Here is a 15,081-nt window from a genome sequence, read left to right on the forward strand (position 1 = left end):
TCCAAATATCAACTCCTCGAAGCGCTCGTTTACGGGGCTGATTTTGTTCTCCTCATCGCGGCGGCACTCAGTAGGGACGAACTCAAAGAACTTCTTAACTATACGCGTCATCTGGGGATGGAAGCACTCGTCGAAATCCACGATAAGTCTGAACTCACCAAAGCGATCTACGCGGGTGCCGACATCATCGGGATTAACCACCGTAATCTTCAAACATTTGAGATGAATATGAATCTCTCTTACGAACTCATCCCTCTGATCCCGAACGGTAAAATCATCGTGGCGGAGAGCGGTATCTACGAGCACGGTCAGTTGGAAGATTTGAGTAAAGCGGGAGTCGATGCCTTTTTAGTCGGCGAGTCGCTGATGCGTCAGGATGATGTAGAAACTGCACTTCGTACACTGAAAAATGGGTAAAAATCACATTTGATTGTTTTTTAAGCAACCCTTGAGATTAGTTTAGGATATGATTGAGTTAGTCCTAATAATCAAGGGGTGAGAATGATCGAACCAGTTAGTCCAGAATTACAGAAATTTTATGATATCTTCGAGAGTGTTGATCAGAGTAAAGTTTCCGAGTTTAAAGAATTTTTAGAAGCCAACGCGGTTAATTTTAATCTTTTTAAAGACGGAAATTTTATAGAGCGTTCTTTCCCCTTTGACATGATCCCCCGTATCATTCCTAAAGCTGAGTTTGATGATTTGGAAGCGGGCATTATCCAGCGCGTCAAAGCGCTCAATGCATTTCTGAATGATATATACAACGATCAAAAGATCGTCAAAGACGGTGTGGTACCGCGCGAGTATGTGGATTCGGCAAAAGCATTTTTACCCGACTTTATGGGGGTAAACCCTCCTAAAGGGGTTCGTACCCACATCAGCGGTATCGATCTTGTCAAAGATGCGGTGAGCGGCAAATGGGTTATTCTTGAAGATAACCTTCGAGTCCCAAGCGGTGTGAGTTATCCGCTCACGATCCGTCGTGCATTCCGCCACACCTATCCTGAGTTTTTTGAGTCGATGAAAATAGCGAAGATCAAACACTATGGTGATGAGCTTAAAGCGGCCATGGATTACGTCAATACGGGGGGGCTGAATGTTGTTCTTACTCCTGGGCGTTACAATTCTGCCTATTATGAACACAGTTATTTAGCCAAAATCACGGGGGCAACGCTCGCTTCAGGGGATGATTTAGTCGTTATTAACGATGAAGTCTTTTTATGCTCCTATGATGGAGAACGTCTTCGTGTCGGAGCGATCTATCGGCGTCTTGATGATGATTTCCTCGATCCTGAAGAGTTTGAACCTGACAGTTTGATCGGGGTCAAAGGGATCACGAGAGCATACCGTGCCGGAAACGTTGCTATTATGAACAGCATCGGAAACGGTGTTGCAGATGATAAAGGGATCTACTACTTCGTCCCTGCAATGGTCAAATATTATCTGAATGAAGAACCGATCCTCTCGAATGCGCCGACCTATCTCCCTTATTATGAGAAAGATCGCCAATACGTCCTCGATAATATCGATAAGCTTGTTATCAAAGATGTCGCTGAAGCTGGGGGGTATGGTGTATTGTTCGGAAATCGTTTAAGCCCTGAAAAACGCGCTGAACTTATCGAGATGATTTTGGCAGAGCCGCGTCGTTGGATTGCTCAAGAGGTGATCGAGTTTTACGATCTCCCGTGCATGATGGAGGGGGGAATACTCCCTAGAAAAGCCGATTTGCGGGCATATGTTATCCATGGTGAGAACATTACCGTTAGTATGGGGGGCTTAACCCGCTATGCGATGGAAGAGGGGAATTACCTCGTTAACTCGTCCCAAGGGGGCGGATTTAAAGACACATGGGTGGTGGAATTATGATTATTAACACGATAGCGATTTCGGTTAATACCGCGCAGCGTCTTTATTGGTTTGGACGATACGTTCAGCGTGCCGAAACCATGCTCAAAGAGCTGGTCAACAGTTATGATTATGTAATCGACCGTGATTTAGATGACGGACGTAAACTTTATGAAAAACTTGGTGTTGAGATCAAGTACGAAAATGCCCTCGATTTTCTCAAACAGGGGGTATACGGAACATACGGTGGAAGTGTTGAGCAAATCATTGGCTGGGCACGTGAAAATGCGATAGAGACACGTCACCTGCTTGATGAGAGAGGTTTTTCCACACTCAACAAAATTCATAATCAGCTCATAGAAGGTCGAGATTGTGCGGTGAGCCCTGCTAATCTCGAAGAGATTATCGATAACTGTAGTTTGATTTTGGGGATATTCTCAACCGAGTTGGATCGTACCAGAGCCTATCAGCTGATTCGATTCGGACAGCAGATTGAGCGATTTGATCTCATTTTACGACTCTACGGTGAAATCGAGATGGTTACGGCAGATATTGATGTCATTAACACGCTTGCCAGACAGTTAAATCGCCATTATCGTCCTATCAATGTAACGACATCGGATATTCCAAAATTTCTGCTATTTCTTAACAGTGTCGTTGATCGAGTGATCTATCACGATACGTGTTCACCGCACACTTCTCAAACCCAATCATGAGTATAGGTGTGATAGAAGAGGTCTTTTCGATCGATCTTCCTGTTGGAGAGCAGTTTCGGATTCAGCGGTGTAGATATACTCCTGAGCGCGGTGAAATCCTCAAACGTATTTCGATTGTCAGTGGAATTCATGGGGATGAGTTGGAGGGGCAGTATGTTTGTTTTCTTCTCGGTGAGTGGCTTCGAGCCAATCCTGAAAAAATCAAAGGGATCATCGATATCTATCCTGCGATCAACAGCCTTGGGATTGACAGTATTACCCGCTCTGTGCCATTTTACGATGTCGATCTAAATCGTATCTTTCCGGGAAGTAAAAACGATTTTCTCCCCGCGCAGATTGCCGATGGCGTAGTGAGTGCGATGATGGGCTCTGAAATAGCGATTGATATTCACTCCTCGAATGTCTTTTTACGCGAAATTCCCCAAGTGCGTATCGCTAAATCGCAGGCGGAAACGCTGGTTCCTCTTGCGAACAAGCTCAATATCGATTTTGTTTGGGTACATGATGCTGTTACCGTTTTGGAATCGACGTTTGCCCATGCGATGAACACACTCGGAACAAAAACCCTCGTGGTCGAGATGGGAGTGGGGATGCGTTTGGGAAAAGCGTATGGTCATCAGCTTCTGGATGGAATTTTAAACTTGATGGCGTGTGAGGGGTTCTTGGATATCGAACCACTTGATGTCAGGATGCCTATACAGTCTCACGTCGGGGAAGTGGCGTATCTCAATGCCTCTTTCCCCGGATTGTTTGTTCCTGCAATAGAACATTGTCAAATGATTGAGAAAGGTTCTATTGTTGGGCAAATTGTTGATCCGCTCAGCGGTGTCACTCTCGATGAAGTGATTGCCCCTATTGGCGGGATTCTCTTTACGCTGAGAGCTTATCCTATCGTGTATGAGGGATCATTAGTGGGTCGAATTTTCGGAGAGAACGTATGAAACGGATCGAAATACTCAATTTTAAATCCCCGAATCGTGCCCCTCTTAAAGTAGAGGGATTTTTGTTCGGAGAGGATTCAAAAGGACCTTCTATCGCTATCGTCGGAGCGATGAGTGGAGATCATATCAATCAGCTCTATGTCGCGTCCCGTTTGGTCGAGTATCTTCGACACAAAGAGGAAGAGGGAAAAATTTGCGGTAAAATTTTGGTAATTCCTGCCGTCAATACCTATGCGTTGAATATGGGACAAACCTTTTGGCCACTCGATAAAACCGATATCAATATGATGTTTCCGGGATACACACAAGGGGAGACAACACAGCGGATTGCCGCGAAGCTTTTTGAATCGCTTCAAGGGTATAACTACGGCATTATCTTAGAAGGGCGTCGCGATCAGGGTATGTGTTTGCCCTATGTGAAAATTATTAAAAGCGATTATGAAGATTTGGATGTTGCTCGGGATTTGGGGATGCGTTTTATCCATTATCGTCCCTATAGCCCGATAGAGACGGTTATGTTGCAGTACAACTGGCAACTCTGGGGAACAAAAGCACTTTCGGTAGTGTTCGGAAAAAACGGTTCAATCAACCATAGTGACAGTAGTGAAGTTCAAGGCTCACTGGTACGTTTGATGGCAAAGCGAGGAATATTGGATCTGCCGGTATTTGAGGGTTTTGTGAGTAATATCATACACCCTGAGAATATTACACTACTAAAAGCCTCTCATGCAGGGATTTTCGATTCAGTATTTACGTGCGGTTCTAGTATAGAAAAAGGGGATACTCTTGGGAGTATTACGGATGCTTTAAGTGGTGAGCAGTTAGAAAAGATTATTGCACCGGTGGGAGGTGTACTCACTTGTCAGTATTCACATCCATTGATTTTCCAAAATTCGATTGCTTTTCGAATCGCATCCGTCGAACAATAGAATCTATTTATCTTTTAATTTTATTTATCTAATGCTATACTATTAAAATTTAAGATATTTAGGCTAATTTATTATGGAATCTTATACAACCTATAAACGACTAATTGCAAAAACCGTTATTCTTTCACTTCTAACCAGTTTAGCTGTAGCCTTTTTATACGGTATCTATATTAAAAAGCGGGCAGTTGATGATCTAGCCCGAGTAGATGCTCGTAAAACTAGCCGATTAGCGTTTGAAGCTCTTTATTCTGCGATGGAAAAAGGGTGGAGTAAAGAAGATTTAGATTCGATTATCGCGAGGCTCAATCAAGTTGAACCTAATATGAAAATTAATGCGTATCGCAGTCCCATCGTTGCAGAGCTTTTCGGTGACCATAATAACGATAAACAGATGCGTGAGCATGACTCGATGGTTGCAAAGGCGATGAAGGGGGAAGAAATACTGACGGGGGATGATGAAATTCGTTATCTTTATCCGATCGTTGTGAAGCCAGAGTGTATCACGTGTCACACAAATGCCAAAGTGGGGGATATTAACGGCGTTATCGATGTCCGTTTTCCGGTTGCTAATCTCAAAATATCACTTACCACAATGATTAACTCGTTTATCATCTTTTTCGTTTTGTTTACTATTATTATATTTGCGATTATGTACTACAAGCTTAATAAACTATTGGTTCAGCCAATCAAACAGTTTATCCTTATGATCCAAGATATCATCAGCAATAACGACATGGCAAAGCGTATCAGCCTGAAAACCAAAATCATGGAAGTCAAAAATATTGAAAATTACTTTAATAAAATGCTTGATTCGATCCAAGATTACTACGAAAAGCTCCAAGAACTCTCCGACCGTGATTATCTCACCGGACTTTATAATCGTCGTAAATTTGAAGAATTTTTGACTTATGAAGTGAAACGCTCCGTTCGCCATCGCCATAAATTTACGATTTTGATGATTGATTTGGACAATTTCAAATACATAAACGACACATACGGACATGCATCAGGAGATTTGGTTCTTAAAGAGGTAACCAATATTTTTCACTCTAATCTTCGTAACGCCGATATTTTAGCCCGTATCGGCGGGGATGAGTTTGCGGTGATTTTACCTGAAACACCGTATGAAAGTGGTCATGCTGTTGTTGAAAAACTTCGTGCATCACTCGAAGCAACCCCTATATCCTTAATGTTTGATCAAGTTTCACTGACAGCGAGTTTCGGCATCGCTGAGTATCCTGAGCAGGGAGAGAGCATCGAATCACTCCTTACAGGATCGGATTTGGCTATGTACAAGGCAAAACGAGCGGGGAAAAATACGATTGCCCGCGCCGATCAAAGTGACCAAGAGATGGCAAGTGAGATTCAGAAAAAAGGGGAGTTCCTCCGCAAGGCAATCGATGAAGATCGAGTAGAGCCGTTTGTTCAGCCGATTTACGATGTACAAAGCGGTGAGATATACGGTTATGAGGTACTGGCACGTATCCGAGACGGTCAACGCTATATGGCGGCCGGGCAGTTTATCGAAGTGGCTGAGAGTCTTGGATTTGCCCCTAAAATCGATCAGATTATACTAACAAAAGGGTTGGCAGCACGTAAGGAGAGGGGATTGTGGGATAAACGTTTCTTCTTTAACCTATCCACAAAAAGTCTCTTTGGGGATAATTATGTTGATGTTATTGAAGCTCATTATGCGAAAAGCCCTCATCATATCGGAAATACGGGAATTACGATTGAAATTTTGGAACGAGAAGCGATTCATAATGTAAACGGCTTGATGAGTATAATCGAAGAGCTTAAAAACCACGGTATCAGCTTTGCATTGGATGATTTCGGTTCAGGCTTTTCATCGTTTGTTTATCTCAAATATTTCGATACCGATTTTGTCAAAATTGACGGTGAATTTGTTAAAAACATTGCAGTTAATGAAAAGGACCGAATCTTTGTAAAACATATTCATCAAATTGCGAAAGAGTTTGGTAAACAAACAATTGCGGAGTATGTGGAAGATGTAGAGACACTTGCTATTCTCAAAGAGATCGGTGTCGATTATGCGCAGGGGTTCCATCTCGGTCGCCCCCACCAACTCTAAAGTTGCTTAGCTCAAAAGAGCTTTAGCACACTCGTTGATCCGTTTGCCGTCCGCTTCAGCGCCAAGGGTTTTGGAAGCCGCTCCCATAACACGACCGATATCTTTCATACTCTCAGCTCCTGTTTCGGAGATAATCGCAGCAATGGCTGATTTTAATTCTTCATCGCTTAGTTGTGATGGCAAGTAAGTTTCGAAAATAGCGGCTTCGGAAGCCTCTTTTTCATATAAATCTTCACGTCCTGCATCGCGGTATTGGCTCATCGCGTCATTACGTTGTTTAACTTGCTTTTGGATGATTTTGATGATGTCCTCATCACTGAGTTCTTTGCGCTCATCCACTTCGATCTGTTTCATAGCACTGCTCAAAAGTCGTAGAGCATCCCGCAGTGGAGCATTTTTCTCTTTCATCGCTGTTTTAATGTCATTACTGATCTGTTCTTTTAAACTCATATATCTGCCCCTTGGAACTATTTTTGCTTATTATAGCTAAATATGACTCGGATGGAATAATGCGCCTACAACTCACCTTATCGATACTTTCGGCATCGTTATTACTAAGTGGTTGTAATGCACGCCTTACTGAGCCTGAAATAACCTTTACCCCCCCTAAATATGTCGAAGAGATGCCATCACGCGAAGAAGAGAACAGCTTCGTCGCTCGTGGAAGTCTTTTTGGTCAAGGGGATAGTCCGCTCTTCTCCGACCATAAAGCGATGCATGTTAATGATATCGTAACGGTAGTGATATCTGAAAGCGCTAGCAGCTCCAATGTTGGAAAGAAAGCCCTTAGTGAAGCTGATACTATGGGATTAAACGGTGGATTATTTAGTTCAACCGGACAAAATTCAGCCGTCGATTCAGCTGTAGGGAAATTGAACGGTTTAGCGAATATCGGCTTTAGCGGCGGCTCTACTTCAAACTATGCCGGATCAGGAAGCGCGACTAAAAATGCCTCATTTACAACAACAGTATCAGCTCGTATTGTTAAGGTGATGTCAAACGGCAACTACTTTATCACGGGACGTCGTGAAATAATGGTGGATGATCAAAAGCAAATCATGCAACTCAGCGGGGTAATACGACCGTATGATATCGATCAAAATAACCAAATCAACTCGGCCAAAGTGTCTGATGCCAAAATCCTCTATGCAAATGAAGGGGATGTTGATCGTTCAACTCAGCAAGGATGGGCGAGCAAGATGGTTGGGGCTGTCTGGCCGTTTTAATAATCCGCGTTTTAGCGAATCATTTGCATCGGATCGATGTGGGCGTTGCGCTGAGTTACTTGAAACATCAACTCTTTTCCTACTCTTCCTATAATTGAACCTTGTTTAAGACGTTTCCCTACTTCTACTGTAGGGGCAATTTTATCTAAATGGGCATAGATGGTATGCAGACCGTTATCATGTTCGATAATTACGACATTTTCTAGCATCGCGGTCGGTTTTGCCAAGATAACTTTTCCGTTGAGTACCGATTTGACTTTGGCATCGGCTTCTGTAGGTCGGAGTGAAACCGAGTCATTAAAGATTTTGATACCGTAAATCGGATCGGTGTAGGGACCAAACCGTTTGGTTACGATATATCCATCCAGTGGTGCGATGGTACGCTCTCCCGAATATCCGGCGACATTGGATGGGCTGTATTGTGCCACAGCTTGTTTGACATCTTCCGGTACCGGCTTGGAGCCGGGTTTGTGAGCTACTAATGGCGGAGGAGCTTTTTTAGGTTTTAGTGCCTGTTGCTTGATAATATTGAGGCTGGCGAGGGTATTTTGGAGTGAACGTTGCTGATTGAGGATTTTCTCTAACGATTTTTTGTAGAGATTTTTCTCTTGTTCTAGCTGTGCTATCGCCTTTTCATTCTCTTTTTTGGTTTCTAATACTTTGTTCTTTTGTTGATCGATAACGGAAATCGATTGTTTGAGTACAGTCGTCTGAGAAGAGAGACCTGAGATTTTATCGGCATTGGCAACAAAAACGGCATTAAGGTCTTTGATATTTTGCTGAATCTGTTTTAGGTGAAGTTTTAGTGCCTCTTCGGTGATAATAGCATCTGCTTCTTTGGCTCGATCATCGTTAATGAGGAGTGAAATGGAGGTATTGCGTGCGATGGCAAAGACGAGACGCTGCTCGATTTCATTTTGGGTTTTTATCAACATCGCTTGTTGTGTTTCGAGCCCTTTGAGTGTTGATTTGTTCGATTGATAGACGTTTTCTTTGGATCGTAGCTCATCCACGAGAGTATTGATTCTCTCTTGCTGTGTTCCGACGATTTGACGTTGTTGCATAATTTTGGAGGCGGTTGCTTCGAGTTTGGCATTCAAACTTGAAAAAGTTTGTTTGGTTTGGGTTAGCTGTTTTGAAGTATTTTGGATTTTTTCATCTATTTTGGCACCGTAGAGCGATGCCGAAAGGAGTGAAATGAGAATCAGGGAGAGGGGAGTGCGCATCTATTCCTCTTCGTCATTTCCGATAACAATCGTAAAGGTTAACACGATAGAAACGCTCAGGGCAATAATAAGTGAGCGTACCCCATCATGGAGAAAATCAAACAAATCGATTGTGATACCTACGGTGCGGAGCAATATATCCATCCAACCGTATTGTTCGATCATTAAAAATGCGAGACACAATACAACTGTTGCAATAATCGCATCAACGATGGCAAGACGAAACAGCACGGCGGAACGGAGCCACACAGGTGCACCAAAAAGTGCCATGATGGACATCCTATCAGCATGTTGAAATTGCCATAAACGCATCTCTTTGAGGATCAGCAATGACGTAACAGCTGCGATGGCGATAGAGAATACCTGTACGACATCTTTAAACAAGAGCATAAGTTTATAGACCGTATCATGGGTTTGTGCATACCCCTCAACTCGTTCGATGGATGAATTTTTTTGGAGCCTGTTTTGAAGTTTTGAAATTTCAGCAGGGGTCGGAAAACGGCTGAGATATAGACGATAAAACTTCGGAAGAGTGAGCTTGAGCAATTCAAGATTTTTGGGTGACATCTCCCCTTTGAGTCGCTCTAAGACCTGATCGGTAGCAATCGGTTCGCTTCGTTCGATGATGGAATCCATCGCTTTGAACTCAACCGGAGTGAGGGATTTATTGGAAACGACGATGATCGAGTAGTCATTTTTAAGACGATTTTCATAGGCATCAATGGTGCGATCAACGGCAACATAGATTTGAACCGAAAATAATACGGTAAAAAGGGCAACGATGAGTGAAATATGATTTTTAAGAGATTTCATGGATATTCCCCATCTCGATATGAAAATGTTTATATGGTATGGTGATGGTGTTCGGGATATGATGGGTTACTACAACGATGGTTGTTTTGAGTTGTGTATTTGCCCCCTCCAACAGATTCCAGATTACCTGTGATGAATATTCATCCAAATTTCCGGTCGGCTCATCCGCTAGAATCAAAATAGGATTATGGGCGAGCGCTCGTGCCATTGCAACACGTTGTTGTTCCCCACCGGAAAGTTCGGGAGGGTATTTTCCCGCTTGGTGGATGAGTTTGACATGACCGAGTAGTTTTTGCACCTGAGGTCCGCTCACCTCTTTGGTGTAGCCGGAGATGATGAGGGGGAGCATTACATTTTTCTCAATCGTCCACTCTTTGATCAATTTGTAGTCTTGGAAGACAATACCGATATTGCGGCGTAGAAAATTGAGCTTAGAGGTACTAATACGGCTCATTTTGACTCCTCCAACCATGAGGGCTCCCGCACGGGGTTCTATGGCACCGTAAAATGATTTTAGGAGGGTTGATTTTCCACTTCCGCTGGCACCTGTGATAAAGACAAAGGTTCCTGCATCAATCGAAAAAGAGGCCTTGGAGATGATGGTTTCGAACTCTTTGTAAGAGAGCGATAGGTTTTCGGCGATAATGACTTTATCCATGTAATAGCTCGTCTAATAAGATGTGGGCTTTGAGGTTCGCACTCGTGCGAACGGGGAGAGTAGGGTAATAACGGGCTGTAGCGTTTTCGATGAGAATATACGTACTCTCAGGGCGGTCAAAACTCCCCATTGCCAGACGGATCATTGCTCCGTGTTCACCGACGCTGTAAATACGCTCAACGTGGATAAATCCCCAATCGCGTTTGTAGGTTTCCCTAGAGAGGCTATCGACTGCATCGCTATTGATCGGGGTTTTAGAGAATGAAAAAGTGCTTTCCATATCCGGTTCGGGAGATTCTATATCACAGGTAAAGGTGACATCGTAGATATTTTTCTCCATTTTTTTCCAGCGATCTTCATATTTGCTCACGATGGCGATCTCTTGGTTTTTTCGAACATCAAAACGGCTTTGGCGCGGCGAACTGAAGGTCTCAAGCGCGAAGCGGTAGTAGTTTTCGCTATCAGTACGCAGTTCCAGAGTCCCTCCGATACGCAACGCACGTTCTGATTCTTTGAGAAACGGTTCGGAGATGACACGGCGGTGCGGTTTTTTATCCCATGGCACGGGAAAATGGACGTATATTTTCCCGACGATGTTTGAGGGGACGAACTCCAAAAAGAGTCTCGCATCGTAATCGAGGATCATAATGTTGTTCAGATTTTGGATGACAATCTGTTTAAGCGCCTGTTCGATAGAGGGTTTGTGTATCTCAAGACCGATAAACAGTACATCAGGGTTGACAGATGCTTGGTGGAGGAGGTGGCGAGCTGAACCAAATCCGATTTCAATCCGAACTTCACGATCACGCGGGAAATTTTCGGCGAAATAAGAGATTGTTTTTAGTGCATCATGGGTTTTGAGATGGGTATTCTCAGGGGCGTTATCGACGTTAGAATCGAGGATCGGAGAATTTGAGCACTTTGCGTAGGCTAATAGGGCGTGTTTGAGGATAAAGTTGGGGGAGGGACGGGTCACTTTATCGCTTTTTAGGAGTTTTTTTACTCCGTTTTTATAGACGATAAAAAATTCGCGCCCTTTGTACCGAGTAGCGATTAGCGCCCCCTCATCAGGGTTTTTGTAATTCGCTTGAAAAAGAAACTCCACATCATCGCATTGCGTCGGCAAGCTAAGGGAGTTAAACGATTCGAGGTTTAAATGTGGCATTCTCTATTTTGCCTCGTAGCTGAGTTCAATGGCTTCGGTAGGGAGTGAACGAATACCGTTTTTGTCGACACTTAGAATTTGATATAAATATCCGGTATCGGCTTTGATATCACCATCATGGAAGGTTGTCGCTGTGATATTGTTGATATCGATGCTCTCACGGGTGATCCAGCTCGTTTTGGTCGTTTTCACAACCGTATAAGAGACGGTTCGAGGATCGCTGTTTTTCCATTGTAGGTCTACCGCTTTATTGACTATTTTCCCCTCATAGGCGATTGGAGTTTGCGGTTTTGAGAGGGTTGAGCCTTGTGTTGCAACGGAGGAGAGGAGACTCTCTAAACCGTCTTTATCCACCGCAGTTATTTTGTAAAAGTAAAATTTTCCGTCTTCGGTAATATTGTCGGTAAACGTTGTTGTTTCGAGTTTGACATGATACTCAAATGATCCGTTCGGAGTGGATGAACGATAGAGGTTGTAGTGGCTCAAATCGGTGATATTGCTCGCTTCCCACCCCAGTTTGATGGCACGAGGTAAATCGTTGGTCGAAGTGATGTTTCGGATCTCCGGAGGTAGCGGTTTGGTAATCACTTTGCTCATTTCGCTCGCTTCGGTGGTGAGTTTGTCAAAAGTTGTTGCTTTGATACGGTAGTGGTATACTTGGCTATCTTTTAGTTCGTGATCGATAAATTCGGCATTCAAGCGCCCGGTAATGGTGGCGATAGCATTCCATTTTTGATCGGTTGCGTCTTGGCGTTCGATAATATAGCCGTTGATTTTGCCGTTCGGGTGCGGACGCCAGAGGAGTTTAGCACTGCGGGGCATATTGCCGACCGCTTGGAAAAAGCTCACTGGTGCGATCATCGGCTGGGTAGCGACGAGCATTGTTTCACTGGCAACCGATTCGGTTCCATTTTTAGTAATGGCAGAAAAGCGGTATTGGTACTCGCTTGCAGGTTTGAGGTCGCTGTCGACAAAATGGGTTGCAAATCGGCTATCGATGGTCGCGATACGCTGAAGCTTTTGATCCTCTGCACCCGGTGTGTTACGGTAAATATAATACCCGCTCACTCTTTGATCTTCGAGCGGTTTCCACTCAAATGCGATGGAAGTGATGTCGGCAATAAACCCGTTTAACGATGGGGTAGGAAGGGTCGAATCAATCGTAACGGTTTTTTGCGGAGCGGGCTGAGGAGCACAGCCGCTAAAGAGACTCAGGGCTAAAGAGGCGCTCAATGCGTAGCGGATCGATGATTTCATGCAATTCCTTTGAATCAAAATGTTTTTGTAAATAGTCTTCCACCACAGTTCCTAATGGAGCCGTAAAGTTTACCCGCTTTTGGGTGGTCGGATGGGTGAAATAGAGGTTGTAAGCATGAAGCAAGATACGTTCCATTTTATCGCTTTTTGCCGAGGTTCCGTAAAGATGATCTCCAATAATATGGCGGCTGATGGACTCCAAATGAACCCGTATCTGATGGGTTCGTCCGGTGTAAAGTTTACACGCGATCAACTCTTCACTCTCATCATGACTCATGAGAAGTTTGGCGAATGCCGTTTTGGCATTTTTACCGCTCTCACTGATTGCCATTTTGAGTCGGTTATGGGTGCTTCGTCCGATGGGGCGGTCGATAACGGTGATTTCCTCTTTCATTATGGGGGTGATGATTGCGAGGTAATAGCGTCCCATCGTTTTGTCCTGCAACTGAAGAGAGAGGGCTTCATGGGCTTCGTTGTTTTTAGCGATCACCATTGCACCGCTCGTCCCTCGATCGAGCCGATGGACGATTCCGTGACGCTCTTCACCGCTGAGGGTTGAGAGGGCAATCCCTTTGTGTTTAAGCCAATCGACGAGAGTTGGCTCTTTCACACTGGGTGCAGGGTGGACGGTGAGGGAACTGGGTTTATTGATAACGAGGATATCATCATCTTCAAATAAAATTTCGACATCAAAATCAATCTTCAACGCGGGAGTTGATTTTTGTTCAGGAAAGCGGATGGTGACTTTCTGAGTTGGTTTGAGTTTGAGTCCCGATTTCGCGGTCGCTTTCCCATCTACGGTGACGCAGTTTTGCTCGATGAGCTGGGTAATCTGGTTACGCGTCTGACCTAACTGTTGTGTTAAAAAAACATCTAAACGGATTGCTTCTTCGGTCGTGAACTGGGATTCTTCGTGTGTCAAAACTGGGTGCCTTTTTGTATCGTATTTAAATCGTTTAAAATGTTATAAGTCCGCTGTGCTACAATTAGCAAAAATTAATGAAGGACCGTAGTGTTCAATATTGATCGCCGAATTTTAACACACTTTGATTTCATCACGGTTATCTTACTGATTCCGCTCATCTTCACTTCAGGTTGGCTCATTTACGAGATTCATCCGACTCTCGGTCAAAAGCATACTGTTTATGTTTTTGTCGGGATTGGTGTCTTTATTACCCTTTTTCTCCTCCCTATTCGACGGCTCCTCTGGATGATCCCTATCGCCTATTGGACGAGTATATTGCTCCTTATTGCGGTTGAATTTGTCGGACACAGTAGATTGGGGGCAAAGCGATGGATTGAGATCCCCTTTATCCATTTTACCCTACAGCCCTCAGAGCTTCTCAAGCCCGCATTTGTGTTGATGCTCGCCTACCTTATCAGTCGTAATCCTCCTCCGCGTAATGGGTATGGATTCAAACAATTCATGAAACTCTCCTTTTTTATCCTGATGCCGTTTTTTTTGATTGCCAAAGAACCCGACTTGGGTACCGCTACTGTTTTGGTGATGCTGGGGTATGGGATTTTATTTATTGTCGGAGTGCATTGGAAAATCTGGATCGGTTTGATCGCAACCTTTGTGATCTCGTTGCCTCTCATTTATACTCAACTGCATGATTATCAAAAACAGCGTTTGACCGATTTCGTGGGCGAAAAACCGAGTTATCATGTCGAGCAGTCGATTATCGCCGTCGGTTCGGGAGGCTTTTTCGGTAAAAATAAAGAAGATGCTACCCAAACACAGATGAAGTTTCTCCCTATCGCCTCCAGTGACTTTATTTTCGCCTACGTGGTGGAGCGATTCGGATTTTTCGGGGCATTTTTACTTATCACCCTCTATGCCGCACTAATCGTTCACTTGCTAATTATCGCCTTTTGGACGGAGGACTACTATATAAAAGTGGTCGCAGGGGGATTATCGCTCCTCTTTTTCATCTATATGGCTGTTAATATCGCCATGACGATAGGAGTTGCCCCCGTCGTCGGGGTTCCGCTCCCCATGTTCAGCTACGGAGGGAGTAGTTTCGTCAACTTTATGGTCATTTTGGCGATTTTGGAGAACCTTTTAGCGTATCGTTTCCGATATTTGTATGGGGACACGGGTAAAAAAAGCTTCGTCTAATGATAGAGCGTTTATAATGGCGCTCCACAAAACGGGTCAATAGTTCAGTGGTTAGAGCCCCCCGCTCATAACGGGGTTGTCGCAGGTTCAA

The 15,081-nt window shown here is 44.0% G+C and carries 15 protein-coding genes; 8 read left to right on the forward strand and 7 right to left on the reverse strand.

Translation table 11 applies throughout. From position 1 onward, the window contains the following. The 6 genes from JZU62_RS07080 to JZU62_RS07105 all read left to right on the forward strand — a co-directional run. A partial coding sequence (locus JZU62_RS07080) for an indole-3-glycerol phosphate synthase TrpC (protein WP_295013283.1) occupies nt 1–417 on the forward strand: 417 nt, incomplete at its 5' end. 84 nt (nt 418–501) lie between these two features. After that, on the forward strand, nt 502–1,866 hold the full coding sequence (locus JZU62_RS07085; protein ID WP_295013284.1) for a circularly permuted type 2 ATP-grasp protein: 1,365 nt from the start codon (nt 502–504) through the stop codon (nt 1,864–1,866). Further along, the gene (locus JZU62_RS07090) at nt 1,863–2,561 is read left to right on the forward strand and encodes an alpha-E domain-containing protein (RefSeq protein WP_295013285.1); all 699 of its coding nucleotides are present in this window, start codon (nt 1,863–1,865) and stop codon (nt 2,559–2,561) included. The genes JZU62_RS07085 and JZU62_RS07090 overlap by 4 nt, the downstream gene beginning before the upstream one ends. Before the next feature lie 8 nt (nt 2,562–2,569). Then, complete coding sequence (locus JZU62_RS07095) at nt 2,570–3,502, forward strand: M14 family metallopeptidase (RefSeq protein ID WP_295013286.1); 933 nt, start codon at nt 2,570–2,572, stop codon at nt 3,500–3,502. Continuing rightward, nucleotides 3,499–4,431 (forward strand): M14 family metallopeptidase, encoded by a 933-nt coding sequence (locus JZU62_RS07100; RefSeq protein WP_295013287.1) that lies wholly within the window; start codon nt 3,499–3,501, stop codon nt 4,429–4,431. Before JZU62_RS07095 ends, JZU62_RS07100 begins: the two co-directional genes overlap by 4 nt. A gap of 73 nt (nt 4,432–4,504) precedes the next feature. Next, nucleotides 4,505–6,523, forward strand: coding sequence for an EAL domain-containing protein (locus tag JZU62_RS07105; protein ID WP_295013288.1), 2,019 nt, complete (start codon nt 4,505–4,507; stop codon nt 6,521–6,523). Nucleotides 6,524–6,529: 6 nt separating this feature from the next. On the opposite strand, the gene JZU62_RS07110 is transcribed toward JZU62_RS07105, so the two are convergent. Then, nucleotides 6,530–6,973: a GatB/YqeY domain-containing protein gene (locus JZU62_RS07110; RefSeq protein WP_295013289.1), complete on the reverse strand. Its 444-nt coding sequence runs from the start codon at nt 6,971–6,973 to the stop codon at nt 6,530–6,532. A 59-nt stretch (nt 6,974–7,032) separates the two neighbouring features. On the opposite strand from JZU62_RS07110, the gene flgH reads away from it, so the two are divergent. After that, on the forward strand, nt 7,033–7,749 hold the full coding sequence (flgH, locus tag JZU62_RS07115) for a flagellar basal body L-ring protein FlgH (RefSeq protein ID WP_295013290.1): 717 nt from the start codon (nt 7,033–7,035) through the stop codon (nt 7,747–7,749). Between the two features lie 11 nt (nt 7,750–7,760). Here flgH and JZU62_RS07120 read toward each other — a convergent pair whose 3' ends face one another. The 6 genes from JZU62_RS07120 to JZU62_RS07145 are packed head-to-tail and all read right to left on the reverse strand — an operon-like array spanning nt 7,761 to nt 13,790. After that, the gene (locus JZU62_RS07120; RefSeq protein WP_295013291.1) at nt 7,761–8,975 is read right to left on the reverse strand and encodes a peptidoglycan DD-metalloendopeptidase family protein; all 1,215 of its coding nucleotides are present in this window, start codon (nt 8,973–8,975) and stop codon (nt 7,761–7,763) included. Continuing rightward, on the reverse strand, nt 8,976–9,788 hold the full coding sequence (locus JZU62_RS07125; protein WP_295013292.1) for a cell division protein FtsX: 813 nt from the start codon (nt 9,786–9,788) through the stop codon (nt 8,976–8,978). Continuing rightward, entirely contained in the window at nt 9,775–10,446 is a 672-nt protein-coding gene (locus tag JZU62_RS07130) for an ABC transporter ATP-binding protein (protein ID WP_295013294.1), read from the reverse strand. Before JZU62_RS07130 ends, JZU62_RS07125 begins: the two co-directional genes overlap by 14 nt. Next, nucleotides 10,439–11,611 carry a tRNA (guanosine(46)-N7)-methyltransferase TrmB gene (trmB, locus tag JZU62_RS07135; protein WP_295013296.1) on the reverse strand — a complete coding sequence of 391 codons (1,173 nt, stop codon included), beginning with the start codon at nt 11,609–11,611 and terminating at the stop codon, nt 10,439–10,441. Before trmB ends, JZU62_RS07130 begins: the two co-directional genes overlap by 8 nt. A gap of 3 nt (nt 11,612–11,614) precedes the next feature. Then, nucleotides 11,615–12,868, reverse strand: a complete 1,254-nt coding sequence (locus tag JZU62_RS07140) for a hypothetical protein (protein WP_295013298.1) — start codon at nt 12,866–12,868, stop codon at nt 11,615–11,617. After that, entirely contained in the window at nt 12,813–13,790 is a 978-nt protein-coding gene (locus JZU62_RS07145; protein ID WP_295013300.1) for an RluA family pseudouridine synthase, read from the reverse strand. The genes JZU62_RS07140 and JZU62_RS07145 overlap by 56 nt, the downstream gene beginning before the upstream one ends. 90 nt (nt 13,791–13,880) lie before the next feature. Here JZU62_RS07145 and JZU62_RS07150 point away from each other — a divergent pair, with 90 nt between their 5' ends. Then, the gene (locus JZU62_RS07150; protein WP_295013302.1) at nt 13,881–14,990 is read left to right on the forward strand and encodes an FtsW/RodA/SpoVE family cell cycle protein; all 1,110 of its coding nucleotides are present in this window, start codon (nt 13,881–13,883) and stop codon (nt 14,988–14,990) included. Nucleotides 14,991–15,081 lie beyond the last annotated feature (91 nt).

The organism is Sulfuricurvum sp., from assembly GCF_019163035.1.
Taxonomy (GTDB): Bacteria; Campylobacterota; Campylobacteria; order Campylobacterales; family Sulfurimonadaceae; genus Sulfuricurvum.

Excerpts from the sequence above, each read along its gene's own strand:
- JZU62_RS07105 (WP_295013288.1), top strand. The coding sequence starts at position 4,505 with ATGGAATCTTATACAACCTATAAACGACTAATTGCAAAAACCGTTATT.
- JZU62_RS07110 (WP_295013289.1), bottom strand. The coding sequence starts at position 6,973 with ATGAGTTTAAAAGAACAGATCAGTAATGACATTAAAACAGCGATGAAA.
- JZU62_RS07130 (WP_295013294.1), bottom strand. The coding sequence starts at position 10,446 with ATGGATAAAGTCATTATCGCCGAAAACCTATCGCTCTCTTACAAAGAG.
- JZU62_RS07120 (WP_295013291.1), bottom strand. The coding sequence starts at position 8,975 with ATGCGCACTCCCCTCTCCCTGATTCTCATTTCACTCCTTTCGGCATCG.
- flgH (WP_295013290.1), top strand. The coding sequence starts at position 7,033 with ATGCGCCTACAACTCACCTTATCGATACTTTCGGCATCGTTATTACTA.
- JZU62_RS07140 (WP_295013298.1), bottom strand. The coding sequence starts at position 12,868 with ATGAAATCATCGATCCGCTACGCATTGAGCGCCTCTTTAGCCCTGAGT.
- JZU62_RS07100 (WP_295013287.1), top strand. The coding sequence starts at position 3,499 with ATGAAACGGATCGAAATACTCAATTTTAAATCCCCGAATCGTGCCCCT.
- JZU62_RS07090 (WP_295013285.1), top strand. The coding sequence starts at position 1,863 with ATGATTATTAACACGATAGCGATTTCGGTTAATACCGCGCAGCGTCTT.
- JZU62_RS07125 (WP_295013292.1), bottom strand. The coding sequence starts at position 9,788 with ATGAAATCTCTTAAAAATCATATTTCACTCATCGTTGCCCTTTTTACC.
- JZU62_RS07085 (WP_295013284.1), top strand. The coding sequence starts at position 502 with ATGATCGAACCAGTTAGTCCAGAATTACAGAAATTTTATGATATCTTC.
- trmB (WP_295013296.1), bottom strand. The coding sequence starts at position 11,611 with ATGCCACATTTAAACCTCGAATCGTTTAACTCCCTTAGCTTGCCGACG.